Origin of the sequence: Ureibacillus suwonensis, from assembly GCF_042655065.1 — a bacterium.
Taxonomy (GTDB): Bacteria; Bacillota; Bacilli; order Bacillales_A; family Planococcaceae; genus Ureibacillus; species Ureibacillus suwonensis.
In genome coordinates this window covers 24,711-49,603 of sequence record NZ_JBHSNQ010000191.1, presented here as the reverse complement: position 1 = coordinate 49,603, position 24,893 = coordinate 24,711, and the positions used below count along the sequence as shown (strand labels likewise).

Sequence of the window (24,893 nt, the reverse complement as noted above, 5' to 3'; positions counted from 1 at the left end):
TGTGCTAACTTAATTTTAACAGAAGAGGTCCTTATTTTTTATTGAAAAAATGAAAAACAGCCCATGAAATTTCATTCCAAAATTTCATGAGCTGTTTTCATTTTAGAGGGGGTTTTGTCCCAGCCTCCCATGTTCAATCGATGCGGCAAATAGTGAGCGGGCATTCTTCGCAACAGATTTCTTTCTTCAAATAGTCCAAATCGTGGATTTTGATGATGCCTTTATCAAATGAAACAATGCCTTGTTTTTTCAAATCGTTCAACATCCGATTGACCATCTCGCGGCTTGTGGAGCAAAGGTTGGCAAGATCGGTATTCGTTAAATTGATGTCAATATAGATATCATCATTATCGTCTGATTTGCCGAAAGTATTCGCAAGGCGGATGAGCGTCGAGTAGAGCGCGCCCTTTTTGCCATTCAGCACTAAATCCCGCAAAATGCTTTGGGTTTTCAAATGCTCCGTTTGAAGCCACCGGATATATTCGATCATCAATGTTGGCTGCTCGGTCAACAACATTTCCAAATTATCTTTTTTTATCGATAAAAGCTCGGTATTCATCAGAGCTTTTGCTGACATTGTATGGATGGCGGGCGGTCCAAAGATGGTGCATTCACCGATCATGGAGTTGGGGCCGCAAATTCTGAGTGTCAATTCCTTCCCATTTTCCGTTTCTTTGCTTATTTGGACGGATCCTTTCAAAATCAAATAAAGATCATCCGCATTTTCGCCTTCCTGAAAAATGGAATTCCCTTTCTCGATTTTCAACAACAACCCGTGTTCTTCAAATAACGTATGAAAATCCATCGGAACCTTTTCCATTAAAACCATTCATTTATCACATCCTTATAACTGATGTACACTTCCCACGAGGTTCCATTAAACGAACAAAAAACCTATAAATATAATACCACATTTCTCCCGTGTAAATATTGAATATTTTTGGAGAGATTTTTTGCTTTTTCCGGTTAATAAAATTATAATCAAGTTAGTCAAAAAAGGTCAAACCGTTTTGAAGAGGTGGGTTGTATGCAATTACAACAGGAAGATAATCGCAACGCTTTAGAAAAATATGGACGTAATTTAAATGAAGAAGTGAAAAAAGGAAAAATTGACCCTGTGATCGGTCGTGACGAAGAAATCCGGAATGTGATCCGTATTTTATCCAGAAAGACGAAAAACAATCCGGTGCTGATTGGGGAACCGGGCGTCGGCAAAACGGCGATTGTTGAAGGGTTGGCGCAACGGATTGTCCGGAAAGACGTGCCGGAAGGATTGAAAGACTGCATCATTTGGGAATTGGACATGAGCTCATTAATTGCGGGTGCCAGCTTCCGCGGACAATTTGAAGAGCGGTTAAAAAGCGTATTAAAAGAAATCCGGGAATCGGAAGGGCGCATCATTTTATTCATCGATGAAATTCATACGATTGTCGGTGCCGGAAGAGCGGAAGGTTCGATGGATGCCGGGAATATTTTAAAACCGATGCTTGCCCGCGGTGAACTCCATTGCATCGGCGCAACCACATTGGATGAGTACAGAAAGTATATTGAAAAAGATCCCGCTTTAGAACGTAGATTCCAACAAGTGATGGTGAGGGAACCGTCCGTTGAAGATACGATTTCGATTTTGCGCGGCTTGAAAGAGCGTTTTGAATTGCATCATGGGGTCAGAATCCATGACCGGGCCATTATCGCGGCCGCCCAGCTGTCCAACCGCTATATTACGGACCGCTTTTTGCCGGACAAAGCCATCGATTTGATTGATGAAGCATGTGCGATGATCCGTACGGAAATCGATTCCATGCCGCAAGAATTGGATGATGTCACACGCAGAGTTATGCAATTGGAAATCGAGGAACAGGCGTTGATGAAAGAAACGGATGAAGCAAGCAAAAAACGGTTGGAAGCTCTGAGGGAAGAATTGAAAGAATTGAAAGAAGAACAGGCGGAACTCCAAAAGAAATGGCAGTTTGAAAAAGAAGGATTGGAACAGCTTCAAAAGAAACGGGAAATATTGGATGAATACCGCCGCCAGTTGGAAGATGCGGAAAGCAAGTACGATTTGAATAAAGCGGCGGAACTTCGCCATGGAAAAATCCCGGCTGTGGAAAAGGAAATCAAACAATTGGAAGAAGCGTTGGCGAATGCTTCGGAAAACCGCATTTTACGGGAAGAAGTGACGGCGGATGAAATTGCGGCCATCGTTTCCCGTTGGACCGGAATTCCGGTGACGAAATTGATGGAAGGCGAACGGGAAAAACTGTTGCGCTTGAAAGCTACCCTTCATGAAAGAGTCGTCGGACAGGATGAGGCGGTCAAACTCGTGACAGAAGCGGTATGGCGCGCCCGTTCCGGCATCAAAGATCCAAACAGACCAATCGGTTCCTTCATTTTCCTGGGTCCGACAGGCGTAGGGAAAACGGAACTCGCCAAAGCGTTGGCAGCCCAATTATTTGATTCGGAAGATCATTTTATCCGGATCGATATGAGTGAATATATGGAAAAACACAGTGTATCAAGACTTGTCGGCGCCCCTCCTGGATATGTCGGCTATGAAGAAGGCGGCCAATTGACGGAAGCGGTTCGCCGCAATCCTTATGCCGTCGTCTTATTGGATGAAATCGAAAAAGCCCATCCGGATGTGGCCAACATTTTGCTTCAAATTCTGGATGATGGACGCATCACCGACAGCCAGGGACGTCTTGTGAATTTCACCAATACAGTCATCATTATGACATCCAATATCGGTTCCCACTATTTATTGGAAGCCGGTTCCCATTTCAATGAAGACGTGGAAAAAGTCGTGATGGGAGAACTTCGCAAACATTTCAAACCGGAATTGTTGAACCGCATCGATGACATCATTTTATTCCATGCCTTGACGGACGAACATTTCAATGCCATCGCCCGAAAATACATCAAACAATTGCAGGAGCGGGTTGCGGAAAATGAAATCACACTCGTTGTGGATGATGAAGTGGTGGATTGGGTTGTTGAAAATGGCGTCGATCCGCAATTCGGTGCAAGACCTTTGAAACGGTTTGTGCAACGTCATGTGGAAACGGCAGTGGCCAAAGAGTTGTTAAAAGGGGAAATCCTTCCGGGAGAAACGATGAGAGTGTCATTAAAAGATGGACATCTGGTCGTTGGAAAAGCTGCGGCTTGAGCCGATTGTTCGGCCCGGCCGCCTTTTTTTATCCGGAAGCATTGGCTGGCCGGAATGCCTAGTACCTTTCGGAGAATGGCGGCAATCATTCCGATAATGTCTGAAGAACACAAAAAAACCGGATGGGCTCCCTTGCCCCATCCGGTTTTTTGCTATGCATCAATATTAATGTTCATCAGATTTAAGTTCTTTTGGAGACTCGCCTGGAATGATTGCAGCTATAATCCAAACAAGGATGATAAAGATCACTGCAATAACAGCAGTTGTGACAATATCAAATGTTGTTACGCCCAAAATGGAACCAACCACGTAACTCAACATTGAAATCAACATGATTCCCCAAACGAATGACATAATATATTGCATTTCGTTTCACCTCTATTGCACTTTAATTACTATTATATACCTTGTTCATCTTTATAATCATACCATAGTATGTCAATAATAAACAATAAACTTTTTACCTAGTCAAATTTTATATTGTGGAAAATAAAATTATGGTCTATAATTAAGACCAACTACTAATCGTAAGTATAAAAATGGGGGTTAAGTGACCATGAATGCTGGAATTCTCGGATTAGGTAAATATGTTCCTGAAAAAGTTGTGACGAATTTGGATTTGGAAAAAATTTTAGATACAAACGATGAGTGGATCCGCACGCGAACAGGAATCCAGGAAAGAAGAATTGCCCGTGAGGATGAACATTCTTCCGACATGGCCTATGAAGCAGCCAAGCAAGCCCTTGAAAACTCCGGAATTTCACCGGAGCAAATCGGATTGATTTTGGTTGCCACGATTACGCCGGATCGTGCCTTCCCAAGCGTGGCATGCCAACTCCAGGATCGATTGGGGGCCATCAATGCGGCTGCCATGGATGTTTCAGCCGCTTGTTCCGGATTTATTTATGCCCTTGCAACAGCGAAATTGTATGTTGAAAGCAACACTTATGACTATGTATTAATCGTTGGTGTAGAAAAATTATCGAAAATTACGGATTGGAAAGATCGCAATACGGCGGTTCTGTTTGGTGATGGCGCAAGCGCTGCGGTTGTCGGCAAAGTGTCGGAAGGACGCGGCATTTTGGCCTTTGAATTAGGGGCGGATGGCACTGGCGGAAAATATTTGCATATGAACGATGAAGATTTTATTTATATGAACGGCCGCGAAGTGTTCAAGTTTGCGGTGCGCCAAATGGGGGCGACGGCATTGTCCGTCCTTGAAAAGGCGGGCCTTTCAAAAGAAGATGTGGATTTCCTTGTGCCGCACCAGGCAAATATCCGCATCATGGAAGCGGCGAGGGAAAGACTGGAACTTTCGGAAGATAAATTGTCCAAACGCATCCATAAGTACGGAAACACATCCTCCTCTTCCATCGGCATCGCTTTGAAAGATGAACTGGATGAAGGAAAAATCAAAGATGACGATATCGTAGTTCTTGTTGGATTCGGTGGCGGGCTCACTTGGGGCGGCGCTGTCATCCGATGGGGAAAATAATAGATTTTCATACCGGTTGTAGTAATTTATAATGGTGATAGTGATTCGTAAGGGGGTACTAGAGATATATGAAAAGGAGAGTAGTCGTTACCGGGATCGGCGCGGTTACGCCGCTTGGTAACACAGTTGATGAAACATGGGCAGCCATCAAAGAAGGGAAATCCGGCATTGGGCCGTTGACAAGGGTGGATGCTGAATTATTCCCTGCGAAAGTTGCTGCGGAAGTAAAAGATTTTGATATTGAACAATTTATTGAACGAAAAGAAGCAAGAAGAATGGACCGGTTCACTCATTTTGCCCTCGCATCGGCTTTGATGGCGGTGAAAGATGCGGATTTGAAAATTACCGATGAAATTGCCGATCGCGTCGGCGTTTGGATCGGCTCCGGAATCGGCGGAATGGAAACCTATGAACAGCAATTTGAAACATTCATGAACCGGGGTCCCCGTCGTGTAAGCCCGTTCTTCGTCCCAATGATGATTCCGGATATGGCGAGCGGACAAGTTTCCATTTATTTGGGAGCCAAAGGTCCAAATGCATGTACAGTGACTGCATGCGCATCAGGAACAAACTCGATCGGCGATGCGTTTAAAGTGATTCAGCGCGGTGATGCGGATGTGATGATTACCGGTGGGACAGAAGCACCGATCGTTAAAATGTCGCTTGCCGGTTTCTGTTCAGCCACGGCTCTTTCATTGAACCCGGATCCAAATACGGCATCCCGTCCATTTGATAAAGAACGCGACGGATTTGTCATGGGTGAAGGGGCAGGTATTCTGGTATTGGAAGAGTACGAATTTGCGAAAGCCCGCGGAGCAAAAATTTATGCGGAAATCATTGGCTACGGCGCAACAGGTGACGCGTACCATATTACAGCTCCGGCGCCAAATGGGGAAGGTGCCGCCCGCGCGATTAAACGTGCGATTCATGATGCGGGAATCGATCCGACAGAAATCGGCTATATCAACGCTCATGGTACAAGTACGCCATACAATGATTTATATGAAACGATGGCGGTGAAAACGGTATTTGGCGATTATGCCTACAAGCTCGCCATGAGTTCCACAAAGTCAATGACAGGGCACTTGCTTGGCGCTGCTGGCGGTGTGGAAGCGATCTTTACGGTATTGGCATTGAAAGAGGGCATTTTGCCTCCGACAATCAACTTGCAAAATCCGGATCCTGAATGTGATCTTGACTATGTGCCAAATGAGGCCCGCAAAGCGGATATTCAATATGCGATGAGCAACTCGCTGGGATTCGGCGGACATAATGCGAGCCTTGTGTTTAAAAAAATCGAAGAATAAATAGGTAAATAAAAATGCGTTTAGCCTGGTGCTAAACGCATTTTTATTTTCATTGATGAATAAAAAGGGTATGAAAGGATGGTGGCATGATTTTTCGGTTTATGCTGTTTCTGTTCAGCTACGGCATATGCGTCATCTCGGTGAGCAATCTTCTTTTATATTTGAATTTCCGGACGCTCGGATATTCATGGCGCGCCGTTTTTTCCTTCATATTAGGCGTTCCGGAGCTGTATTTGATGATCATTTCGCTGGCCGTGCTGTTTATCTTGATATTCGACCTATTCCCATCGCGATCTCCATTCTCTTAACGGTTTCGTTGGCGATCGCATTGGCCTTTTCAGCACCTTCATCCAGAATTTTATCCAATTCATCCGTTTGGATAAGTTCGTTGAAGCGTTCTTGAATTGGCGTCAAATGCTCGATCAAGGCAGTCGCCACACCTTCTTTAAAGGCGCCATAGCCAAGCCCTTCATATTTTTTCACGACTTCATCGATGGATTTGTTTGTAATGGCCGCTTCGATGGTGAGCAGGTTGGAAACGCCCGGTTTCTTTTCTTCATCGAAGTAAATCTGGCCTTCGGAATCCGTCACCGCGGATTTGATTTTTTTCATAATTTCTTTTGGCGTATCCAATAAGCGGATGGTCGCTTTTGTGTTCGGGTCGGACTTGCTCATTTTTTTCGTCGGATCCTGCAAGGATTTAATGCGGGCTCCCGCCTTTGGCAATTGGATTTCCGGAATTTTGAACACTTCGCCAAAGCGTTTGTTAAATCGCTCCGCCAAGTCGCGGGTCAATTCAAGATGTTGTTTTTGGTCCTCTCCGACAGGGACGATATCTGTATTATAAAGCAAGATATCTGCCGCCATTAATGGAGGATATGTCAAAAGACCGACTGAAACGAATTCTTTTCCGACTTTCGCCGATTTATCTTTAAATTGCGTCATTCGTTCCAGTTCCCCAATGGATGTGATGCATTGCAGCATCCAGCCGGCTTTCGTGTGGGCAGGAACTTCCGATTGGATAAATAACGTCGCTTTTTTCGGATCGATGCCCGTTGCAAGATAAGTGGCAGCAAGAGTGCGAATGTTTTGCCGCAATTCTTGGGGATCTTGCGGAACGGTGATGGCATGTTGGTCCACGATGCAGTAAATGGCGTTTCCTTCATCTTGCAGCGCAGGGAATTGCATGAAGGCGCCGATATAATTTCCCAAAGTAATAACGCCCGTTGGTTGAACTCCTGAAAAGATTGTTTTCATCAATATTACCTCCTATTTTTATCCATAAAAAAACATCAAACGGCCAATACAGTTGTATTGGGACGAATGATGTGTATCCGCGGTACCACCCAGTTTGCCTAAAGAGGCCACTTGGTTCTTCGTAACGTGAAGTGTACGAGCTTTACTACCTTCATTTTCGCAAAGCCAACTCGGAAGTCCATTCCATTTGCCCTGTCATCTGTTTGCACCAACCACAGACTCTCTGAACACAGGAATCAAATGTACTACTCTTCGTCATTGTTGTTTAACTTATGATCGTAGAATTATGAATGAATTATAAAGTAATTTATGGGAAAAATCAAACGCGAAAATTTTTTCAATTTGGAATGAGATTAAACAGAATTGGGTAATACTGTTGTAGGTCATAAAGAATGAAATTTGTCAATAAATTAAGAATATTCTCGGTTATTGTCGTCTAAATGAGAATAAAAAGGGAATGGAATAAAGGAGGTATCCCGTTCAGCAAATTTTGGAGGCAAAAGAATTTTTTTATGGTTTTAAGCAAAAATAACGAATTTTTTTAGAAATTCAACATAAAATATATTATTTTTTAAAATATCCTATATTCAAAATGAAAAGAATGGTGTATAATTGATACAGAATTTAAAATAATACTAATTCTAAATTAATAAAATTTGACATAGATGCCTATCATGAACATAGACAACACTCATCAAATGGAAGGGAAGTGTAACAATGATTGTAACATTATATACATCACCAAGCTGTACATCATGCAGAAAAGCGAAAGCTTGGCTTGAGCAGCATGATATTCCATATAGAGAACGCAACATTTTTTCCGAGCCTCTTACAATCAGTGAAATCAAAGAAATTTTGCGAATGACAGAGGATGGAACAGACGAGATTATTTCCACACGCTCAAAAGTGTTCCAAAAGTTGAATGTGGATGTAGAAAGCTTGCCTTTGCAAAAATTATATGAATTGATCCAGGAACATCCAGGACTTCTTCGCCGGCCAATTATTTTGGACGAAAAACGTCTACAAGTCGGTTTTAATGAAGATGAAATCCGTCGGTTCCTGCCACGGAAAGTTCGTGCTTACCAATTGATGGAAGCCCAAAAAATGGTCAATTAATCATATAGTTTTCCTTGGAAAAAGTGTAAATTCAGTCAACTTTGTTTGACTTGTTTACGCTTTTTTTATTTGCAAAGAAAATTCATCATTTTTCACTTAATACTTGATTTAATTGATGTTGTCATCTACAATTTTGAATAATTCAAATAATTTTATTTGAAGGGTGTTTTTCCTTTTCATTTTCTATTAGTTCATCATACAATAGAATCATAGAATAGACATATATATAATAATAAGCGTTTTGTTCTGTATACCAAGGGAAAGAATAAGGGAAAGGCACTATCGAATTGGAGTGTATTTTGGCTCCGATTCAAACATACTAAGTACACGCTTTCGGGTTTTCAACCAATGACTGTGAAGGGAGTTGAAGTCTCATGGACATCGAACGCGTAAATGAAAATACAATCAAGCTCTTTATCACATATCGTGATATTGAGGATCGCGGTTACAGCCGTGAAGAAATCTGGTATAACAGAGCAAAAGGCGAAGAATTGTTTTGGGATATGATTGGTGAAATCAACACGGAAGAATACTTCGATTTGGACGGTCCAATTTGGATTCATGTGAACGCCTCTGAACAAGGTTTGGAAGTCATTGTCACACGTGCCAATGTTTCCGATTCAGATCCAGGCTCACTGCTCTCCAGTTTTGAAGAACACGAAGCAACAATTGGCCATAAAGACCCATTCAATCCCTTCGACGAAGATGATGTGTTAAATCATGAAGGAATTGTCAATATGTCCATATATAAATTCAAAGATATTGATGAAATCGTGCCAGTAGCGAACCGATTAGTCGAGTATGGGTTAAACAGCTCTTTATATAAATATGAAGATTATTACTACATTGCCATTGATTTTGCCGGTGTGAATGATAGTGCAACCCGTCAAAATATCCGTTCCATTTTGAATGAGTATTTAACAAGCTCCAAAATGACGATTTATCGTCTGCAAGAATATGGAACAATCATCATGGAAGAAGATTGCTTCGAAACGATTGTTCATTATTTTGATTAACATGTGCCTGAAAGATGGCACTTTTTTTGTTTTTGCGGCACTTTTTCCGTGCAAATTAAAACTTTCCGGCACCCCCTTGCGAACAAAAAAGTCTTTACAATAAAATGGTTCAAAAAGGGGGTTTTTTATGCTGGTCGCATGCACGGAAAACAAAGAACCTTTTGTGATCCATTCAAAGATTTCCCATGCAACGTTAAGAAGGATAAAAGAAGAAAAGAATTTTTTTTGTCCCCAATGTGGAGAAATGGTCCAATTAAAGATCGGGAATATCAAAATCCCTCATTTTGCCCATTATTCCAAAAGCCGTTGTGAATCCCATTTTTCAGAAGGCGAAACGGTCGAACATCTGTCAGGAAAACAGCAGCTGTTTGAACTGTTCAAATCCCTTCAGCTCCATGCGGAACTCGAGCCCTATCTAAAGGAGTTAAAACAGCGCCCGGATTTATTGATTTTCAAGAATGGTTCGGCTTATGCCATCGAGTTTCAATGCAGCCCAATCAATGAGAATCGCTTTTTTGAACGGAACCGGGGGTACCTCCAAAAAAGGATTGCCCCGATTTGGATTCCGCTGACACCCGGTCAAAAAATAAAAGAAACTCCCCTCCAAAAAATCAACCTTTCCCATCAGCTCCAACTTTTCATTGCCCATGCCCAAAAGCCCAAATATTTGATGACTTACGACCCTGCCAACAAACAGTTTGTTTATTTGTCCAACCTTATTCATTTCAAGGGGATCAGTTTTTTCGGAAAGGTGAGCAGACTCCCGCTTTTCAAACAGCATTTCCCGTTTTATATCCCAAAGCCGTTGACCAAAGATGAATTTTCCTTTGTCTTTAAAGCATATCATCATTTTATAAAGCAATTTTTGAAATCCAGGGTTTTAGTTAGCCGAAAAGGTGTCAATGATTTATTTTTGAGAAGTGTTTATGAACTCCGATTGAATCCAGGGCAGCTTCCAACTTTTCTAGGAGTCCCGATCTCAGGGAATGAAGCGCTCCAGGCATGTGCCGTTGAATGGCAAACGGAACTTTTGTATTTCATCCGGCTGAATGGCATAAAGATACATGCAGTCAATGAACAAATGATAAAGGATTTTTTTCAATGGTCCGGTCGGGCAGATACGGATGGGGCGGTTCAAACGGTCTTTCAATATGTGGAACTTCTCAATGAATTGGCCATTGAAGATGAGAAGTGTCCTGTAGAGGAGCGGCAACTGGAAGAGGTGCTTTACAGCCAATTTCTTGCAACGACAGGTAAATATTGAGAAAATAGAATTGACAAAAAATTTTCATTACGGGGGCATTCTTATGGCAAAAAAACTGATGACACGCGAAGAAGTGCCAGTGGAACTGACTTGGGATTTATCGACGATTTTCCCTTCAGACGAGGCATGGGAACAAGAATTTAAAGAGCTTGAACAACTAATAGGAGAAGCGGAAAAATATAAGGGCAAAGCGACAGAAAGCGCAAAAAGTTTATATGAAACATTGCAGTTCAGCGACAAAATTTCTGAACGCTTTGGTAAGCTTTACGTTTATAGCCATTTAAAACATGACGAAGACACAACGAAAAGCAAATATCAAGGGATGGAAAGCCGCGCTCGTTCTTTAGGCGCAAAAATCAACGCCGCCTGGTCTTTCTTGACACCGGAAATTTTATCTTTGTCAGAGGAACAAATTCAGCAATATATGGATGAACATGAACCATTGCGCCTTTATACGCAAATGTTCAAAGAATTGAACTTGCAGCGTCCGCATGTATTGACGGCGGACAAAGAAGCCATTTTGGCCCAATTTTCCGAAGTGACAAGCTCTCCAGGCACCACTTTCAGCGCGTTGAACAATGCGGATTTGGAATTTCCGGTCATAAAAAATGATGAAGGCGAAGAAGTGCAGCTCACTCACGGCAATTACATCACGTTTTTGGAAAGCGAAGACCGTGACGTGAGAAAAAATGCTTTCAAAGCGATGTATGACACGTACGGCAAGTTCATTAACACCTTTGCTTCCACATTGGCGGGCAACGTGAAAGCGCACAATGTGTATGCGAGAATCCGCAACTACAATTCCGCACGCCATCGCGCACTTGCAAGCAACAACATCCCGGAAAAAGTGTATGATCAATTGATTGAAACGATCCATGAATATTTGCCTGCTCTGCATCGTTATGTAAAGGTGCGCAAAAAAGCGTTGGAACTCGATGAATTGCACATGTATGACCTGTTCGTTCCCCTTGTAAAGAAAGTGAAAATCGACATGCCGTATGAAAAGGCGAAAGAGATAATGGTGAAAAGTTTCGCTCCATTGGGGGAAGAATATCAATCCATTGTGCAGGAAGGGTTGAACAGCCGCTGGGTGGATGTGTTGGAGAATAAAGGAAAACGCAGCGGGGCCTATTCTTCGGGAACCTATGGCACAAATCCGTATGTATTGATGAACTGGCAAAACAATATCGACAACTTATTCACATTGGCCCATGAATTCGGCCACAGTATGCACAGCTACTATACGAGAAAAAACCAGCCATATCCTTATGCGGACTACTCCATTTTCGTTGCGGAAGTCGCTTCCACATGTAATGAGGAGCTGTTGTTCGATCATTTATTGAAAACAACCGATGATAAGCAAGTGAAGCTTTATCTTCTCAACCATTGGCTGGACAGCTTCAGAAGCACGGTTTACCGACAAACGATGTTTGCGGAATTTGAACATATGATCCACGAAATGGACCGGAACGGGGAAGCCATCACGGCAGAACGGTTGACGGAAATTTATTATGATTTGAATAAACAATACTTTGGCGAAGAAATGACGGTGGATGAAGAAATCGGCTTGGAATGGGCGAGAATCCCGCACTTCTATTACAATTACTACGTTTATCAATATGCGACAGGTCAAAGTGCGGCAGTCGCTTTGAGCCGTCAAATATTGGAGGAAGGAAAACCGGCGGTGGACCGTTACATCAACAACTTCCTGAAAGCCGGATGTTCCGATTTCCCAATTGAAGTGCTGAGAAAAGCAGGAGTTGACATGGAATCCAGAGAACCGATCGCCCAAGCTTGCAAAGTGTTTGAAGAAAAATTAAATGAATTGGAATCTCTGTTGTTAAAATAGTGATTTTGCCACAATAAACACGCTCAAATTAGTAAAAATGCTTCAAAAGGGAGTTGAATTCTCTTTTGAAGCGTTTTTTTCTTCTTTCAAAAATTATTCTTATATAACTTTTTTAAGTGTGTTAGTTTTGTAGAATGTGAACGAATGTTGACGATGGAAATATTCGTTCAATGGGACAATTTTTCTTAATATTTCAATATTTTTCGAAAGTTTTTTGAAAGTGTTTACAATATGTCGAATTTGTGAAAATCACGTCGTATTTATTGCATTAATTATTATTCCATGATAAATTATAAACGTGAAATAAATCACATATCAAACATACACCCCTTTGTTTGAACGTGAACATTTCTCCCATCCCCTTTGTGTAAAGAGGCATTTGCTTTCGCAAATGCCTCTTTTACTTTCATATCCTCTTCTTTTTCAAAATGCGATCTATTCCCAAAATGAAAAAAATCATTCATCCACAAAACCATCAACCCTGCAAAAAAAGGTGCAAAAAAAATGTAGACACCGAAATGCCTACATGTGAAAAAATCTGTGATGATACTATATAAAACAATTGCTAGAATGAAAAGGTCGGTTGTTTAAGCCTCCATAATGTCACCGCATCGTTTGAAATACGCTCGATTTTTTGCTGCAGCATGCGTTTTTTCAATTCCCGCTCCGCATCGCTCACGGAGATGGAATAAATGCTTGCCACTTCATCGGTCGTCAAATATTGAAAACGTTGGAACAGTTCTTCGAAGGTTGGCAGCGGTTTTCTGACGATTTCCTCGTCCAACATCTCTTGCAAGATTTGGACATAAATTTCGTAAGAATACATTCCGCTTACTTTTAACCCTTCGTCTTCGATACATTCATTGAAGAATACGATGCTTGGAACTTCATCGATTTCCATTTCCCGTGTGATGTATAAATCACATTGGAAGGCCCGCACCGCTTCTTTTGATCCAAAGTCTTTAATGAACTCTTCCTGATCCAACTTCGCTTCCTTGGCAATGTCGATCAAAGACGTATAGGAGAGGACGTTTTTCGTTTCCAATAATACGTGTTCCTGCAGCTTCCGGATATAACGGTTCGCCGCTTTTTTTCCTTGCAATTCGGCTGCCTTTATTGCAAGGGAGGGTAAGGCAGGATGAGTAATATCCACATCAGCACCTGTTAAACACCCTTTGATACGCCGTGTGACACAGTTTAAAGTGGTCAATTCTGTGCTTAATACGTATCTCCAAGTGAAATAATGTTCATACTCCAATTGGAGCTTTTTTAACATTGACTGCATTTTGAAGGCATTTGGACAAAGCGGGTCAATAAAAACATATAACTCGATCGGTTTCGTTGTTTTCTCGGATGCAACAGGTTCTGACAACAGTTGGATATTATTCAATCGAATCCCCCCTCATCCTCGTTCGGCGCATTGATCATATGATGCGCGGTCAACACAAGACGTTGAAAATATTGTTCGCGTAACGGTCCTTCAAGCCCTACTTCATCCATTGCTTCATTCATGCATTCCAGCCAAGCCTGGGCATGATCGGGCGTGATTTTAAACCGCATATGCCTTGCTCTCATCATTGGATGGCCATGTTCTTGTGTAAATAAATTGGGGCCGCCTAAATATTGAGTTTGAAATTGAATTTGTTTGCGAATGGTTTCTTTCAAATCATCCGGAAACAAAGGTCGGAGTAATGGATGCACATCAACCCGTTTATAAAATGCATGAATAAGTTCTTTCAATTTTTCAGCACCTATTTCCTCATAAGGAACCTTGTATTTTTCATTCATAGGTGTAACTCCTTTATCCACTTTTCCGCATATGCGTAATTGTGACCGAAATATGAAGACCTGCCTTTGATATTATTCATTCTATCAACGACCAGGCATTTTCTCAAACAAATCGCTTACAGCAAGTGTTGATAAACAAGGAGAAATATAGAAATCATAAGCATTTACATGTTTTTATAGTAGGTTAGCACTTTCTTCACATAGTTTTGAGTTTCTTTGAACGGAGGAATGCCCCCGTATTTTTTCACATTTCCAGGTCCCGCATTGTAGGCCGCTAACGCCAATTCAAAATTGTTGTTGAATTGGTCAAGCATTTGGCGCAAATACTTTGTGCCGCCCATAATGTTTTGCTCAGGGTCCTTTAAGTTGGATACACCCAAATATTTCGCGGTGCCCGGCATGAGTTGCATCAGCCCGGTTGCCCCTGCAGAGCTCACCGCATTCGGATTGAAATTCGATTCCTGTTTGATCACTGCAAGGATAAGTTTTTCAGGTACCCCAAACCGGGCGGAAGCTTTTTTCACGATATCCAAATATTTGGCATCCGTTGCCGTTGCCGATGCTCCGACTGATTCGGTTGCGGAACCGGCATTGTTTATGACTTTTTCATACGCTTTCGTTATGTAAGGATTGGGATTGGATAATAAGTAATTGGATAAATAGTTCTTCACTTCATCATTTAACCCGTTTTCTTCGGAAAAGTTGTCTATGGCTTTTAAAAGCGCACTTTCCACATTATCGCTTGCCTGGGTTTGTGCCAATATTTCCGAAAAAATTTCGGCAAACAAGCTGTCTCCATCCGTCGAATTGACGGAAGTGGTGTCCAGCGAACGGAGTGCATCGATTTCCAAAATGGTTTTCATCATGGCTGCGTCCATTCATTGTTCCTCCTTTCTCTCCTGTAAAGCCTTCATGAAGCGGGCAATTTTTTTGTCGGCTGTTTGAATATTTATTTTACGCTCCCGCAAAAATGTTAAAAACAGTTTTTTTCCGAGTGTGGAATCTTTTGTTTCATATTCTACCTCATAATCGTCGCAGTGCAAATAGAAGGAGTGGTCAAAAACGAGGATTCCTCCTTCATATGGAACTTCCACCCGATCCGTTGTCAATGTTCCAAAGAGGCGCAATTCTTCGACCGGCACCCGCAACTCCACCAGTCTTTCCCTGACGGAAGGTGCCGAAAAGCTTTTTCCTTCAAGTATTTCATCCCTTTGCTCTTCCGTTAAAATATCCGTTGTTTCCAAGTGGATATGTTCAGCCGTCTGTTCCTTTAAAGTGCATACAATTTTTCCTTTTTGTTCCCGGATGCGGAGGGCGCTTGATAATGTTTTCAAGTGCCAATGTTTTGTATCAAGGTAATGGTTCACTTGCCGGACGATTTGTTGCGGCTGTATGTTGAATTCTTCCAGTAATTGCTCATATTGTTCTTTCGTCAAAACATTTTTATATTCAATTTCATATTCCTGGCTCATTTGTTTTTCCCTTTCGTTATGGTTTTTCATAAGCTTTTTATCGAAAATAGCTCCTGCTGTGTTAAAATATGAGGAGAAATGGTTGGAAGGGATTGTTATAAATGCGCAATGTATATGTCATCGATGATTTTCGTTTTGAAAATGACAACCTTTATTTTAGTTTAAACGAAAGTCCGTTGAAAATACAAATCGAGCCGGCTGGCCAGGTGTTGACGGATTCGGATGGAATTGCATTTGTATACGTTGTGGATGAAGGCGACCATTACAGTTATTTGCAATTTCCGAAAAAAGTCTGGAACGGGCTTGTTTCCGTCTTGGAAACGAAGAAAGATCCACTGTTGGCGATAAATGGTGAAATGATTTTATTACATAATTTTGCGAATGAATTGGAAATGCTCGTGTTTAACATCGAAGGCAACGGCAATTATGGCGAAGCCTTTGTACAAGCAGTCGAAGAAACTTTCAGTGATATTTTAAAGAAGCAGTAACCGTTTTTGCAGCGAGTATTGGGGGTATGAATATGGGGCAATGGGAACGTTTTTTGGAGCCTTATAAACAAGCAGTGGATGAGTTGAAAGTGAAATTCCGGGGGATGCGATCCCAGTTTACGACAGAAGGGTTGACTTCACCCATCGAATTTGTGACCGGCCGGGTAAAACCGCTGGCAAGCATATACGACAAAAGCATTGAAAAAGGCGTACCCTTTGAACCTTCCGAACAATTGGCAAGAGAACTGCAAGACATCGCCGGCATCCGCATTATGTGCCAGTTTGTGGATGATATATCGACGGTCGTCAATTTAATCCGCGGGCGGGAAGATTTAAAGGTCATTGAGGAAAAGGATTATATTACGAATAAAAAACCGAGCGGCTACCGTTCCTATCATATGATCGCGGAATATCCGGTGGAAACGGTGAAAGGCAAAAAGACGGTGCTGGTCGAAATACAAATCCGCACGCTGGCCATGAATTTTTGGGCATCAATCGAACATTCTTTAAATTACAAATATAAAGGCGACTTCCCGGAAGAAATCAAATTGCGCTTGAAGCGCGCAGCTGAAGCCGCTTTTCGACTGGATGAAGAAATGTCGTCGATCAGACATGAAATCCAGGAGGCCCAGGCTTTTTTCAGCGAAAATAAGGAAGCTCAAAATCCGAAGATCCGAGAGGAAAAGGAGCGTGAATAGTTTGAAGTTTTCCATTCAATCACGCAATGATTCGCAATCCAATGAATTGAAGGAACTTGCAACGAATTACTTACAAGATTTTGGACTAGTATTGGATGAAAAGGAACCGGACATCGTCATTTCCATTGGCGGAGACGGCACCCTTCTCCATGCTTTCCATCATCATATCAACCGGTTGGATAAAGTATCCTTTGTAGGGATCCATACAGGGCATTTAGGGTTTTACGCTGACTGGAAACCTTCCGAATTGGAAAAATTGGTGCTATGCATTGCAAAAAATCAATACCGGGTCGTCGAATATCCATTATTGGAAGTGAGTGTGTGCAACAATCATTCGGAAATCAGCACATATCTTGCCCTGAATGAAGCGACGATCAAATCCCCAAGTGTCACGCTCGTGATGGATGTTTATTTGAATGATCGGCATTTTGAACGTTTCCGCGGCGACGGTTTATGCATTTCCACACCATCGGGCAGTACGGCATACAATAAAGCGTTGGGCGGTGCCATCATCCATCCTACGTTGCAAGCGATCCAAGTGACGGAAATGGCGTCCATCAATAACCGGGTATTCCGGACAATCGGCTCCCCTCTCGTCTTGCCGGCTCATCACACATGTAAACTGAAACCGGTAAAAAACCAAACCTTTACGATGACGGTGGACCATCTGCAATTGGACCATACGGAATTGGATCATGTCATTTTCAGAGTGGCAAAAGAAAAAGTGCGGTTTGCACGATTCCGACCGTTTCCGTTTTGGGAAAGGGTCCATGATTCCTTTATCGCAAGCGAGTGATGTTCATGCCATTTAAAATGCAGTTTCAAGCCACAAAAGATGGAGAATTATTGAGGGATGCGATTCAAAAGCAGGAAATCTCCAGCAGGGCGTTGACGGATATCAAATATCGCGGCGGCAAGATTTTAGTGAACGGCGAGGAAAGAAATGTCCGTCACATCCTTTCAAAGGGAGATGAAATCACCATCATTTTTCCGGAAGAAAAAGCCAGTGATTCCTTGGAGCCCGAACAGGGAGATTTGAATATTATTTATGAGGATGACGCGCTATTAATCATTGATAAACCGCCTTATATCAACACAATTCCATCGCGGGAACATCCGGCGGGAAGCATTGCCAATTATGTTTACGGATATTTTCAGGAGCGCGGGATTGATTCCACCATCCATGTCGTCACAAGACTCGATCGGGATACTTCGGGCCTTGTTTGCATTGCCAAACACCGCCATATCCACCATTTAATGAGCTTGCAATTGCAAAAGGGATTGATCCGAAAAGAATATGAAGCCATTGTGCACGGGCATGTGTCATCGGATGTGTCCATCATTCTCCCCATTGGACGGAAAAGCACAAGCATTATTGAACGGGAAGTGAGGAAAGACGGCCAATTCGCCCATACGGATGTGAAAGTTTTAAAACATTTCGTCTATCAGCGGGAGCCCCTTTCCCACGTACGATTGCGGTTGCATACAGGAAGAACCCACCAAATTCGCGTCCATATGTCCCATATCGGCCATCCCCTTGTCGGAGACGATCTTTATGGCGGAAACCAAGAGTTCTTCGATCGTCAAGCCCTCCATTGTGTCCAGTTGGAATTCTTTCATCCATTATCCAGGGAAAAATTCATATTTTCCAGCGAAATAGTTGATTCAATGAAAAAAATAATCCATAATTAGATGTTCGAACATATCGGACATCTTTTTTCATTTGATGGGAAAAGAATTCATAAAAAATCTATTGTCGTATGAATCAATGCAACCTATCATTGAATTGAGGTTGAGAGGAGGGGGACAAAATGATCGAAGAAAAAGATGAAAAACGGGATGTTTCTTATGATGAAAACCAATTGATCCAATGGTTGATTGATGGGGATATTGACGAATTCCGTGAACATTTTTTGTCACTGCATGCGTATGATCAAGCCCAATTTTATGAAAAGGTTGGACCTGACATACGAAAGACGATGTATCATTTTTTGTCTCCCGCAGAGATGGCTGAAATTTATGAAGCCATCGAATTGGACGATGAAGAGATTGAACATTTTATTAAGGAAATGGATCCGACCTATGCGGCGGAAATGCTGTCTTGCATGTATACCGACGATGTGGTCGATGTTTTGAATGAATTGGATGAAAATGACCGCGATAATTTTCTTGAACTGATGGATGAGGAAACGGCAGAAGAAATTTCGGAATTGCTCGGGTATGAAAAATATACTGCCGGTTCCCTCATGACAACGGAATACGTATCCATCCAAGAAAATTCCACGATCCGTTCGGCAATGAATGTGCTCCGAAAAGAGGCGCCGAATGCGGAAACCATTTATTATATTTATGTTGTTGATGAAAATCATCGGTTAACCGGCGTTTTGTCATTGAGGGAACTCATTCTGGCGGACGAAGATACTTTGCTTCGGGACATTATGAACGATCGGGTGGTCTATGTAAAATTGACAGACGACCAGGAAGACATTGCCCAGATTTTCAAAGATTATAATTTTGTGGCTGTTCCGGTAGTCGATGATCAGCAGGTTTTACAAGGGATTATTACGGTCGACGATATCATCGATGTCATTGATGAAGAAGCAAGCGACGACTATTCGAAATTGGCGGGGATTTCCGATATAGATGATATCGATGCAAGCCCGTTAAAAGCGGCCAAACAGCGATTGCCGTGGCTGGTGATGCTGCTGTTTTTGGGCATGATCACCGCGACCTTGATGGGGCAGTTTGAAGCAACCCTTGAAAAGGTGGCATTGCTCGCTTTATTTATCCCTCTCATTTCCGGGACAAGCGGCAATAGCGGCACTCAAGCATTGGCCGTTGTTGTGCGCGGGATTGCAACGGGAGAAATTGATGAAAAAAGCAAATTGAAAATGATCTTCCGGGAAATGGGTACCGGATTGATCACAGGAATTGCTTGCGGTTTGATTGTTGTTGGCGTGGTGTTTTTATGGAAGCAGTCTTTGATGATCGGATTGCTTGTTGGAACGGCCATTTGTTGCTCCATTTTTGTAGCGACAATCGCAGGATCTTTCATTCCGCTTCTTATTCATAAATTGGGCATTGATCCTGCGGTGGCGTCAGGTCCTTTCATCACCACGTTAAATGATATTACCAGTATTTTGATTTATTTGGGCTTGGCGACATTGTTGCTCGGACAGATCTGATGCAAAAAGAAAAAAATCTGCCTACATAATGGATAGTGGGCAGATTTTTTTCTTTTTATTATTGAAATAAGAATGGGGGGAGTGGACAAGAAGTCATTTTAATCCTTTGGGTGCGATCGAGATGGATTCGATCTCGTTGGCATTGATGGTCTTTGTTTCATTGAGGGTGCGGACTTTGATCAGTATTCCATCCATTCCTTCTATAAACCCTGTAATTTTTTCTCCATTTGTCAGATGAAAGGTCAAACATCGATTTTTGCGGTTGACAGGTTGTGAAAAATAATGCAGCTGCCTTGCGATGACCGGATTTTTGATCCGCTCTCTCCGCGAAAGTTCATACACTGAAGTGCTCTCTTCAAGAGAGGCTTCTTCCGTATCTTCATCAACCTCGACGTAATAAAAAGGCGGAGTTTGAATAAATAGTAATGGCTCTTCCAATGATGCACATCCTTTTTTTCATACAATATGCAACTCATCCATTTTCGTGACTGCCGTCCAACCTGATTGGCCCAAGAAAGGCGGTGTCGTTAAATGGTTGGAAGGGCGATAAGGGGTAAACTTCGGTTAAGGAAAAACAAATAAAAAGAAGGAGCGGAAAGGCCCCTTCGGATTATTTCTTATGAATGTGCAAATTTACATCCGCAACGCATTGAATTCCAGTAAAGCGCGATAAATCAACTGTCACGCATGTGTCTGTTTTCTTGAAGTGGTAGAAATCCATCATTCCACTGGCATCAAGTTCCCCGTCAACAACAGAGATTGGTTCGTATGCTTCGCTGGTTGGAGCGATTGCCCGGAGTGTTGCACAGCAATCGCCAAACATGTCTTCCACCCTGAAGAATGGCGTTTTGTACCATCCATACTCTTTGTCATAGAACATGACTTTAAACGGAGATCCATCTTCTGTCAATAACATAAATACTCTTGTATCCGCATGGTTTCGGCGATGCTTGTTGTTGATTCCTCCAAGCGGTTCCAAAAAGCAGCTAGTTCCGCAAGTATCGTCATCTTCTTCCACAACATGGTTTTGAAGTTCCAAAATTGTCTCTACTACTTCGCAGATGCATCCTTCATGACGACGACGGCCAAGAGATGAACTTTCAGAATGTTTTCTTCCACAACCCATTGTCTTTTCACCTCACTTATTTTTGTTCAATCTACAATATGAAAAAGTGCTCTTGACAATCGGGCGATAGTCTATGGGCGGAAACGTTAGGTCATTTTTCTTGAATAGTTTTTTTTATAAAAACGCATAATGACATTAAAAAGGGGGATGCAGCTTGAAAAAAATGGCACTTCCCATATGCTTCGCCATTTTATTAATGGGATGCAATGATGAGAAAACGCTGGAAGTCAATAATCTTGGGGGCGAAGAAGCGGAAGAAGTGAAGGCGATCATGGAAAATGAAGAGTCCATCTACAGCGGAAGAGCAATTTTTGTGGAAGATCAGTTGATGGTTGCAGTCCAGGCAAAACCATGGCTTGATTATAAAAAAACAAAAATTGAAAAGAACTTAAAAAAGAAGCTGAAAGAAAGTTTTCCTGAATATGACATCACAGTTTCCTCGGATTACAAACTTTATTGGGAAGCCCAAAAACTTTTGGATGAAGAAGACAGTGAAAAAGTGAAGGAGAAAGTGGAAAAACTAAAGAAGCTGAAGAAGGAGGAAACGTAATGAATCAGGAACAATTTGAGCAAATTGAACAGCAGATCACACCCAGCACCCCCTATGTCAAAAATGTGTTGAAAGCATTTTTGGTTGGCGGCCTAATATGCACGATCGGACATGCAATCACATATTTTTATATCATTTTTTTTGATTTTACGGAAAAAACGGTGGGAAACCCGACTGCTGCGACCATGATTTTCCTCTCCATGCTGCTGACAGGTTTCGGTTTGTATCAAAAACTCGGCCAATTTGCGGGAGCGGGAAGTGCGGTGCCGGTTTCGGGTTTTGGCAACGCGGTGATTTCGGCAGCCATTGAACATAAAACGGAAGGTTTTGTGCTTGGAGTGGGAGGCAATATGTTTAAATTGGCAGGTTCAGTCATTTTATTCGGTGTCGCTTCCGCATTTGTCGTCGCTTTGATTAAATTAATTCTTGTGACAATGGGTGTTATCGAATGGTGATCGTGTTTCAGAGCAAACCTTCCATTATTGCAAGCGCGGCTGTCGCAGGGCCGTTGGAAAGAAAGAGCGTGTTCTATTCCTATTTTGATTCTGTCATGGAGGATGAACGCTGGCACCAGGCGACGAATGAGCAAGGAAATGCAAAGATGATTCAAGAAGCATGCGAAATCATATTGAAAAAGGCGGACTTGAACCGTTTGGATATCGATTTCTTTTTGGCGGGGGATTTAGTGAACCAAATGACCCCGACGAATTTTGCCGCCAAGGAGATTGCGGCATCATTTATCGGATTATTTTCAGCCTGTGCAACATCCGTATCTTCCGTCATTATTGCAAGTGTATTGACGGAATTGGGAGCTTCGAAATATGCCATTGCGGGTGCCTCCAGTCAACATAATTCAGTGGAACGGCAATTCCGGTACCCTGTATATTACGGTGGTCAAAAACCGGCCACTGCCCAATGGACTGTTACCGCTGCGGGCTTCACTTTGATTGGGGAACACACCCCGAAATGCCCTTCCATTGCAGCGGCGACGGTTGGAAAAGTCATCGACTACGGACAAACGGATCCATTCCATATGGGAGCTGCGATGGCGCCGGCTGCATATGATACAATCCAAAGGCATTTGGAAAAACGGAATCAAAAAATAACAGATTACGACATGATTATGACAGGAGATTTGGGAAAAATCGGGCTGCAAATCTTGAAACGGATGTTTCAAGAGACAGGTGCAAGTGAAGCGGATTGCAATATTTTCCGTGACGCCGGGGCAGAATTTTATGGGGAAGATCCATCCTTTTTGGCTGGGGCAAGCGGTGCCGGCTGTTCCGCTTCCGTTTATTTCAGCTATGTATTACAGCAATTGAAAGGTGGGCGCTTTAAACGGGTGTTGCTCGTGGCAACCGGCTCCCTCCTCTCCCCATTGACGTTCCAGCAAGGAGAAACGATTCCTTGCACTGCCCATGCAATCGAAGTGACGATGGAGTGAGGCCATAACATGATCATAATGGACTTTATACTTGCATTTATTGTCGGCGGTATCATTTGTGCGATTGGACAGTTGCTGATGGATGTGGGAAAAATGACTCCCGGAAAAACATTGTCCATCCTTGTTGTTGCAGGTTCCATTGTTTCCGGATTAGGTTGGTATCAACCATTGATTGATTTGGCGGGTGGCGGAGCGACAATTCCCATCACTTCTTTCGGCCATTCATTAACCCAAGGGGCGATTTCGGAAGCGGAAAAGCATGGCTGGGTTGGTGTTTTGACGGGAATGTTCGAAGTGACAAGCTCGGGAATCAGTTCTGCCATCGTCTTCGGGTTTATTGCCGCCCTAGTTTTTAAATCAAAAGGAAAAGTGAATTAGACGAATACCCCTCCTTACCGTTGCAGTGATGCATACACTACAACAGTAAAGAAAGGAGGGGAATTTTTATGTGGGATAAATGTGGATGCCAACAATACAGCCAAATGGGGCCGATGCAAATGGGACCGATGCAAATGAGCCCTGTCGACTATTGCGGACCATCTTATGTAAGTCCGTCATATTATAAAGGTAAATGTAAATACAACGGTGATCTTTTTGTACTGATCGTTGTATTATTCATTTTATTGATTATCGTGGGCAGCTGTAGCAAGTGGTAAGGAGGGGAGCCATGAATCATTTTTTTAAACAAATCGAAAAAAAGACCGGCGTAAGCATGGAAGAAATCTTCGCACTGGCAAACGCAATACAGCATGCAGACTTTACGAATGAAAAACAGGTAAGGAAAATTGTTCGCCGGGTTAGCCAATTGGCGAACAAACCGATTTCAAAAGATTTGGAAGATCAAATTGTCAATTCAATCCTTCAAAACGGAGAATCCATCGATTTAAATAGCATTCAAAGAATGTTGGGCTAAAGGATAGCGGGCTGTCTCGCCAAAAATGGGGGCAGCCCTTGCTTAATTGGAAGGAAAAACGGAAAGCCGGGGGACGGAAATCGCCAACGGGAAAAACTCGGTCAGCGGGCGATGAATCCCCATCCCGGAAAATCGAAAAAAGGCCGGAGAATAAAAAGAAAAAGCGAATGCTGGTTTCATTCGCTTTTGGATCAAACGGTGCCGAATAAAAACCCTACATTTCCCCGGTCAATTTATAGGTTTCATATGTTGTCCAAGAACCGTCTTCCAATTGATAAATGAGGTGGATACGGTCAATTTCTTCCTTTTCGTTAATCCCGATCATGCGCAGCTGAGGAAAAATGTCATCATGCTCAGTCGCTGTCAAATCACGGGCGATGGTGATATGGGGAATAAAAACATGTTTCGGGTTTCCGATGTTGATTTCTCGATACAGTTCGTCGTGAATGTTTTGTAATTGTTCTGTCAGCTCAATCTTGAAATAGATGACGTTCGTTGTAGGAAAAAAGGAACTGATTTTGGATGCGTGTATTTTTAGCGGACCATATTTATTGGCGATGGATTTGATTTTATGTGAAATGTCTTCGATTTGCGATTCATCCACTTCAAAAGCTTCTTTTATCGTGATATAGGGTGTTATTTTCGTATAGTGGGAATCATATCGCTTACGATAAGTGTTCGCCAAATCTTGCAGTTTTTTTGATGGGAATGCCACAACACTTAACTTCATCCGCTTTCCTCCCTGAAATGCAAATTTTA

General features: G+C 42.4%; 31 protein-coding genes and 1 other annotated feature. Of the genes, 20 read left to right on the top strand and 11 right to left on the bottom strand.

The genetic code is table 11. The annotated features are described in order from the left end of the window. Window positions 1-133 precede the first annotated feature (133 nt). Entirely contained in the window at window positions 134-820 is a 687-nt protein-coding gene (locus tag ACFPOH_RS15970) for a Crp/Fnr family transcriptional regulator (RefSeq protein ID WP_342471174.1), read from the bottom strand. A gap of 207 nt (window positions 821-1,027) precedes the next feature. Here ACFPOH_RS15970 and ACFPOH_RS15965 point away from each other — a divergent pair, with 207 nt between their 5' ends. Beyond that, window positions 1,028-3,166 carry an ATP-dependent Clp protease ATP-binding subunit gene (locus ACFPOH_RS15965; RefSeq protein WP_390310601.1) on the top strand — a complete coding sequence of 713 codons (2,139 nt, stop codon included), beginning with the start codon at window positions 1,028-1,030 and terminating at the stop codon, window positions 3,164-3,166. A 165-nt stretch (window positions 3,167-3,331) separates the two neighbouring features. On the opposite strand, the gene ACFPOH_RS15960 is transcribed toward ACFPOH_RS15965, so the two are convergent. Next, a complete protein-coding gene (locus ACFPOH_RS15960; RefSeq protein ID WP_342470095.1) occupies window positions 3,332-3,532 on the bottom strand; it encodes a DUF2929 family protein in 201 nt (66 codons plus the stop codon). Between the two features lie 190 nt (window positions 3,533-3,722). On the opposite strand from ACFPOH_RS15960, the gene ACFPOH_RS15955 reads away from it, so the two are divergent. The 3 genes from ACFPOH_RS15955 to ACFPOH_RS17120 all read left to right on the top strand — a co-directional run bounded on the left by ACFPOH_RS15955 (window position 3,723) and on the right by ACFPOH_RS17120 (window position 6,276). Continuing rightward, entirely contained in the window at window positions 3,723-4,661 is a 939-nt protein-coding gene (locus ACFPOH_RS15955; RefSeq protein WP_342470094.1) for a beta-ketoacyl-ACP synthase III, read from the top strand. A gap of 68 nt (window positions 4,662-4,729) precedes the next feature. Next, a complete protein-coding gene (gene fabF, locus ACFPOH_RS15950) occupies window positions 4,730-5,968 on the top strand; it encodes a beta-ketoacyl-ACP synthase II (protein ID WP_342470093.1) in 1,239 nt (412 codons plus the stop codon). Window positions 5,969-6,054: 86 nt separating this feature from the next. Then, entirely contained in the window at window positions 6,055-6,276 is a 222-nt protein-coding gene (locus ACFPOH_RS17120; RefSeq protein ID WP_465270745.1) for a hypothetical protein, read from the top strand. Here the strand turns inward: ACFPOH_RS17120 and trpS are convergent. After that, window positions 6,230-7,225, bottom strand: coding sequence for a tryptophan--tRNA ligase (trpS, locus tag ACFPOH_RS15945; RefSeq protein ID WP_342470092.1), 996 nt, complete (start codon window positions 7,223-7,225; stop codon window positions 6,230-6,232). The two genes, ACFPOH_RS17120 and trpS, sit on opposite strands and share 47 nt — an antisense overlap. A 55-nt stretch (window positions 7,226-7,280) precedes the next feature. Further along, window positions 7,281-7,493: a binding site (T-box leader), on the bottom strand. 452 nt (window positions 7,494-7,945) lie between these two features. Between trpS and spxA the strand changes: the two genes are divergently transcribed. The 4 genes from spxA to pepF all read left to right on the top strand — a co-directional run bounded on the left by spxA (window position 7,946) and on the right by pepF (window position 12,470). Continuing rightward, complete coding sequence (gene spxA / locus ACFPOH_RS15940) at window positions 7,946-8,341, top strand: transcriptional regulator SpxA (protein WP_342471173.1); 396 nt, start codon at window positions 7,946-7,948, stop codon at window positions 8,339-8,341. A 374-nt stretch (window positions 8,342-8,715) separates the two neighbouring features. Continuing rightward, the gene (gene mecA / locus ACFPOH_RS15935; RefSeq protein WP_342470091.1) at window positions 8,716-9,357 is read left to right on the top strand and encodes an adaptor protein MecA; all 642 of its coding nucleotides are present in this window, start codon (window positions 8,716-8,718) and stop codon (window positions 9,355-9,357) included. A gap of 127 nt (window positions 9,358-9,484) precedes the next feature. After that, window positions 9,485-10,621 (top strand): competence protein CoiA, encoded by a 1,137-nt coding sequence (locus ACFPOH_RS15930; RefSeq protein WP_390310597.1) that lies wholly within the window; start codon window positions 9,485-9,487, stop codon window positions 10,619-10,621. Between the two features lie 43 nt (window positions 10,622-10,664). Further along, window positions 10,665-12,470 (top strand): oligoendopeptidase F, encoded by a 1,806-nt coding sequence (pepF, locus tag ACFPOH_RS15925; protein ID WP_390310595.1) that lies wholly within the window; start codon window positions 10,665-10,667, stop codon window positions 12,468-12,470. A 308-nt stretch (window positions 12,471-12,778) separates the two neighbouring features. Here pepF and ACFPOH_RS15920 read toward each other — a convergent pair whose 3' ends face one another. From ACFPOH_RS15920 to ACFPOH_RS15900, 5 genes are all read right to left on the bottom strand, one after another. Further along, entirely contained in the window at window positions 12,779-12,940 is a 162-nt protein-coding gene (locus ACFPOH_RS15920) for a hypothetical protein (protein ID WP_390310593.1), read from the bottom strand. A 95-nt stretch (window positions 12,941-13,035) separates the two neighbouring features. Further along, window positions 13,036-13,860, bottom strand: coding sequence for a DsbA family protein (locus tag ACFPOH_RS15915; protein WP_342470088.1), 825 nt, complete (start codon window positions 13,858-13,860; stop codon window positions 13,036-13,038). Continuing rightward, complete coding sequence (locus ACFPOH_RS15910; RefSeq protein WP_342470087.1) at window positions 13,857-14,258, bottom strand: globin domain-containing protein; 402 nt, start codon at window positions 14,256-14,258, stop codon at window positions 13,857-13,859. The genes ACFPOH_RS15915 and ACFPOH_RS15910 overlap by 4 nt, the downstream gene beginning before the upstream one ends. A 164-nt stretch (window positions 14,259-14,422) precedes the next feature. Then, a complete protein-coding gene (locus tag ACFPOH_RS15905) occupies window positions 14,423-15,136 on the bottom strand; it encodes a lytic transglycosylase domain-containing protein (RefSeq protein ID WP_342470086.1) in 714 nt (237 codons plus the stop codon). Then, on the bottom strand, window positions 15,137-15,730 hold the full coding sequence (locus tag ACFPOH_RS15900; protein WP_342581063.1) for a CYTH domain-containing protein: 594 nt from the start codon (window positions 15,728-15,730) through the stop codon (window positions 15,137-15,139). Window positions 15,731-15,831: 101 nt separating this feature from the next. Between ACFPOH_RS15900 and ACFPOH_RS15895 the strand changes: the two genes are divergently transcribed. The 5 genes from ACFPOH_RS15895 to mgtE all read left to right on the top strand — a co-directional run bounded on the left by ACFPOH_RS15895 (window position 15,832) and on the right by mgtE (window position 20,101). Next, window positions 15,832-16,218, top strand: a complete 387-nt coding sequence (locus tag ACFPOH_RS15895; RefSeq protein WP_342581064.1) for a UPF0738 family protein — start codon at window positions 15,832-15,834, stop codon at window positions 16,216-16,218. A gap of 32 nt (window positions 16,219-16,250) precedes the next feature. After that, window positions 16,251-16,916, top strand: coding sequence for a GTP diphosphokinase (gene yjbM / locus ACFPOH_RS15890; RefSeq protein ID WP_342470083.1), 666 nt, complete (start codon window positions 16,251-16,253; stop codon window positions 16,914-16,916). Between the two features lies 1 nt (window position 16,917). Continuing rightward, window positions 16,918-17,712, top strand: coding sequence for an NAD kinase (locus ACFPOH_RS15885; protein WP_342471172.1), 795 nt, complete (start codon window positions 16,918-16,920; stop codon window positions 17,710-17,712). A 5-nt stretch (window positions 17,713-17,717) separates the two neighbouring features. Further along, entirely contained in the window at window positions 17,718-18,608 is an 891-nt protein-coding gene (locus ACFPOH_RS15880; protein WP_390310592.1) for an RluA family pseudouridine synthase, read from the top strand. 119 nt (window positions 18,609-18,727) lie between these two features. Next, window positions 18,728-20,101, top strand: a complete 1,374-nt coding sequence (gene mgtE, locus ACFPOH_RS15875) for a magnesium transporter (protein WP_342470081.1) — start codon at window positions 18,728-18,730, stop codon at window positions 20,099-20,101. A 93-nt stretch (window positions 20,102-20,194) separates the two neighbouring features. Here mgtE and ACFPOH_RS15870 read toward each other — a convergent pair whose 3' ends face one another. Together ACFPOH_RS15870 and ACFPOH_RS15865 are read right to left on the bottom strand one after the other, a co-directional pair. Further along, window positions 20,195-20,539: a 4-diphosphocytidyl-2C-methyl-D-erythritol kinase gene (locus tag ACFPOH_RS15870; RefSeq protein WP_342470080.1), complete on the bottom strand. Its 345-nt coding sequence runs from the start codon at window positions 20,537-20,539 to the stop codon at window positions 20,195-20,197. A gap of 172 nt (window positions 20,540-20,711) precedes the next feature. Then, a complete protein-coding gene (locus tag ACFPOH_RS15865) occupies window positions 20,712-21,227 on the bottom strand; it encodes a CotY/CotZ family spore coat protein (RefSeq protein ID WP_342470079.1) in 516 nt (171 codons plus the stop codon). Window positions 21,228-21,381: 154 nt separating this feature from the next. Between ACFPOH_RS15865 and ACFPOH_RS15860 the strand changes: the two genes are divergently transcribed. From ACFPOH_RS15860 to ACFPOH_RS15830, 7 genes are all read left to right on the top strand, one after another. Continuing rightward, window positions 21,382-21,777: a hypothetical protein gene (locus tag ACFPOH_RS15860; protein ID WP_342470078.1), complete on the top strand. Its 396-nt coding sequence runs from the start codon at window positions 21,382-21,384 to the stop codon at window positions 21,775-21,777. Continuing rightward, on the top strand, window positions 21,777-22,232 hold the full coding sequence (gene spoVAC / locus ACFPOH_RS15855) for a stage V sporulation protein AC (protein ID WP_342470077.1): 456 nt from the start codon (window positions 21,777-21,779) through the stop codon (window positions 22,230-22,232). Before ACFPOH_RS15860 ends, spoVAC begins: the two co-directional genes overlap by 1 nt. Next, a complete protein-coding gene (locus tag ACFPOH_RS15850; protein WP_342470076.1) occupies window positions 22,226-23,221 on the top strand; it encodes a stage V sporulation protein AD in 996 nt (331 codons plus the stop codon). Before spoVAC ends, ACFPOH_RS15850 begins: the two co-directional genes overlap by 7 nt. Window positions 23,222-23,239: 18 nt before the next feature. Further along, a complete protein-coding gene (gene spoVAE / locus ACFPOH_RS15845; protein ID WP_390310603.1) occupies window positions 23,240-23,599 on the top strand; it encodes a stage V sporulation protein AE in 360 nt (119 codons plus the stop codon). A 134-nt stretch (window positions 23,600-23,733) separates the two neighbouring features. Next, window positions 23,734-23,877, top strand: a complete 144-nt coding sequence (locus ACFPOH_RS15840; RefSeq protein WP_342471171.1) for a YjcZ family sporulation protein — start codon at window positions 23,734-23,736, stop codon at window positions 23,875-23,877. Window positions 23,878-23,888: 11 nt separating this feature from the next. Next, entirely contained in the window at window positions 23,889-24,134 is a 246-nt protein-coding gene (locus ACFPOH_RS15835; RefSeq protein ID WP_342470074.1) for a stage VI sporulation protein F, read from the top strand. 38 nt (window positions 24,135-24,172) lie between these two features. Continuing rightward, entirely contained in the window at window positions 24,173-24,343 is a 171-nt protein-coding gene (locus ACFPOH_RS15830) for a hypothetical protein (RefSeq protein ID WP_342470073.1), read from the top strand. A gap of 5 nt (window positions 24,344-24,348) precedes the next feature. Here the strand turns inward: ACFPOH_RS15830 and ACFPOH_RS15825 are convergent, their stop codons facing one another. Continuing rightward, window positions 24,349-24,864, bottom strand: coding sequence for a 2'-5' RNA ligase family protein (locus ACFPOH_RS15825; RefSeq protein WP_342470072.1), 516 nt, complete (start codon window positions 24,862-24,864; stop codon window positions 24,349-24,351). Between the last annotated feature and the right edge of the window lie 29 nt (window positions 24,865-24,893).

Excerpts from the sequence above, each read along its gene's own strand:
- ACFPOH_RS15970 (WP_342471174.1), bottom strand. The coding sequence starts at position 820 with ATGGAAAAGGTTCCGATGGATTTTCATACGTTATTTGAAGAACACGGG.
- ACFPOH_RS15910 (WP_342470087.1), bottom strand. The coding sequence starts at position 14,258 with ATGAATGAAAAATACAAGGTTCCTTATGAGGAAATAGGTGCTGAAAAA.
- ACFPOH_RS15825 (WP_342470072.1), bottom strand. The coding sequence starts at position 24,864 with ATGAAGTTAAGTGTTGTGGCATTCCCATCAAAAAAACTGCAAGATTTG.
- ACFPOH_RS15965 (WP_390310601.1), top strand. The coding sequence starts at position 1,028 with ATGCAATTACAACAGGAAGATAATCGCAACGCTTTAGAAAAATATGGA.
- spoVAE (WP_390310603.1), top strand. The coding sequence starts at position 23,240 with ATGGACTTTATACTTGCATTTATTGTCGGCGGTATCATTTGTGCGATT.
- ACFPOH_RS15955 (WP_342470094.1), top strand. The coding sequence starts at position 3,723 with ATGAATGCTGGAATTCTCGGATTAGGTAAATATGTTCCTGAAAAAGTT.
- ACFPOH_RS15960 (WP_342470095.1), bottom strand. The coding sequence starts at position 3,532 with ATGCAATATATTATGTCATTCGTTTGGGGAATCATGTTGATTTCAATG.
- ACFPOH_RS15850 (WP_342470076.1), top strand. The coding sequence starts at position 22,226 with ATGGTGATCGTGTTTCAGAGCAAACCTTCCATTATTGCAAGCGCGGCT.
- ACFPOH_RS15895 (WP_342581064.1), top strand. The coding sequence starts at position 15,832 with ATGCGCAATGTATATGTCATCGATGATTTTCGTTTTGAAAATGACAAC.
- ACFPOH_RS15840 (WP_342471171.1), top strand. The coding sequence starts at position 23,734 with ATGAGCCCTGTCGACTATTGCGGACCATCTTATGTAAGTCCGTCATAT.
- ACFPOH_RS15865 (WP_342470079.1), bottom strand. The coding sequence starts at position 21,227 with ATGGGTTGTGGAAGAAAACATTCTGAAAGTTCATCTCTTGGCCGTCGT.
- fabF (WP_342470093.1), top strand. The coding sequence starts at position 4,730 with ATGAAAAGGAGAGTAGTCGTTACCGGGATCGGCGCGGTTACGCCGCTT.
- ACFPOH_RS15905 (WP_342470086.1), bottom strand. The coding sequence starts at position 15,136 with ATGGACGCAGCCATGATGAAAACCATTTTGGAAATCGATGCACTCCGT.
- ACFPOH_RS15880 (WP_390310592.1), top strand. The coding sequence starts at position 17,718 with ATGCCATTTAAAATGCAGTTTCAAGCCACAAAAGATGGAGAATTATTG.
- ACFPOH_RS15900 (WP_342581063.1), bottom strand. The coding sequence starts at position 15,730 with ATGAGCCAGGAATATGAAATTGAATATAAAAATGTTTTGACGAAAGAA.
- trpS (WP_342470092.1), bottom strand. The coding sequence starts at position 7,225 with ATGAAAACAATCTTTTCAGGAGTTCAACCAACGGGCGTTATTACTTTG.
- ACFPOH_RS17120 (WP_465270745.1), top strand. The coding sequence starts at position 6,055 with ATGATTTTTCGGTTTATGCTGTTTCTGTTCAGCTACGGCATATGCGTC.
- ACFPOH_RS15930 (WP_390310597.1), top strand. The coding sequence starts at position 9,485 with ATGCTGGTCGCATGCACGGAAAACAAAGAACCTTTTGTGATCCATTCA.
- pepF (WP_390310595.1), top strand. The coding sequence starts at position 10,665 with ATGGCAAAAAAACTGATGACACGCGAAGAAGTGCCAGTGGAACTGACT.
- mgtE (WP_342470081.1), top strand. The coding sequence starts at position 18,728 with ATGATCGAAGAAAAAGATGAAAAACGGGATGTTTCTTATGATGAAAAC.
- yjbM (WP_342470083.1), top strand. The coding sequence starts at position 16,251 with ATGGGGCAATGGGAACGTTTTTTGGAGCCTTATAAACAAGCAGTGGAT.
- mecA (WP_342470091.1), top strand. The coding sequence starts at position 8,716 with ATGGACATCGAACGCGTAAATGAAAATACAATCAAGCTCTTTATCACA.
- ACFPOH_RS15835 (WP_342470074.1), top strand. The coding sequence starts at position 23,889 with ATGAATCATTTTTTTAAACAAATCGAAAAAAAGACCGGCGTAAGCATG.
- spoVAC (WP_342470077.1), top strand. The coding sequence starts at position 21,777 with ATGAATCAGGAACAATTTGAGCAAATTGAACAGCAGATCACACCCAGC.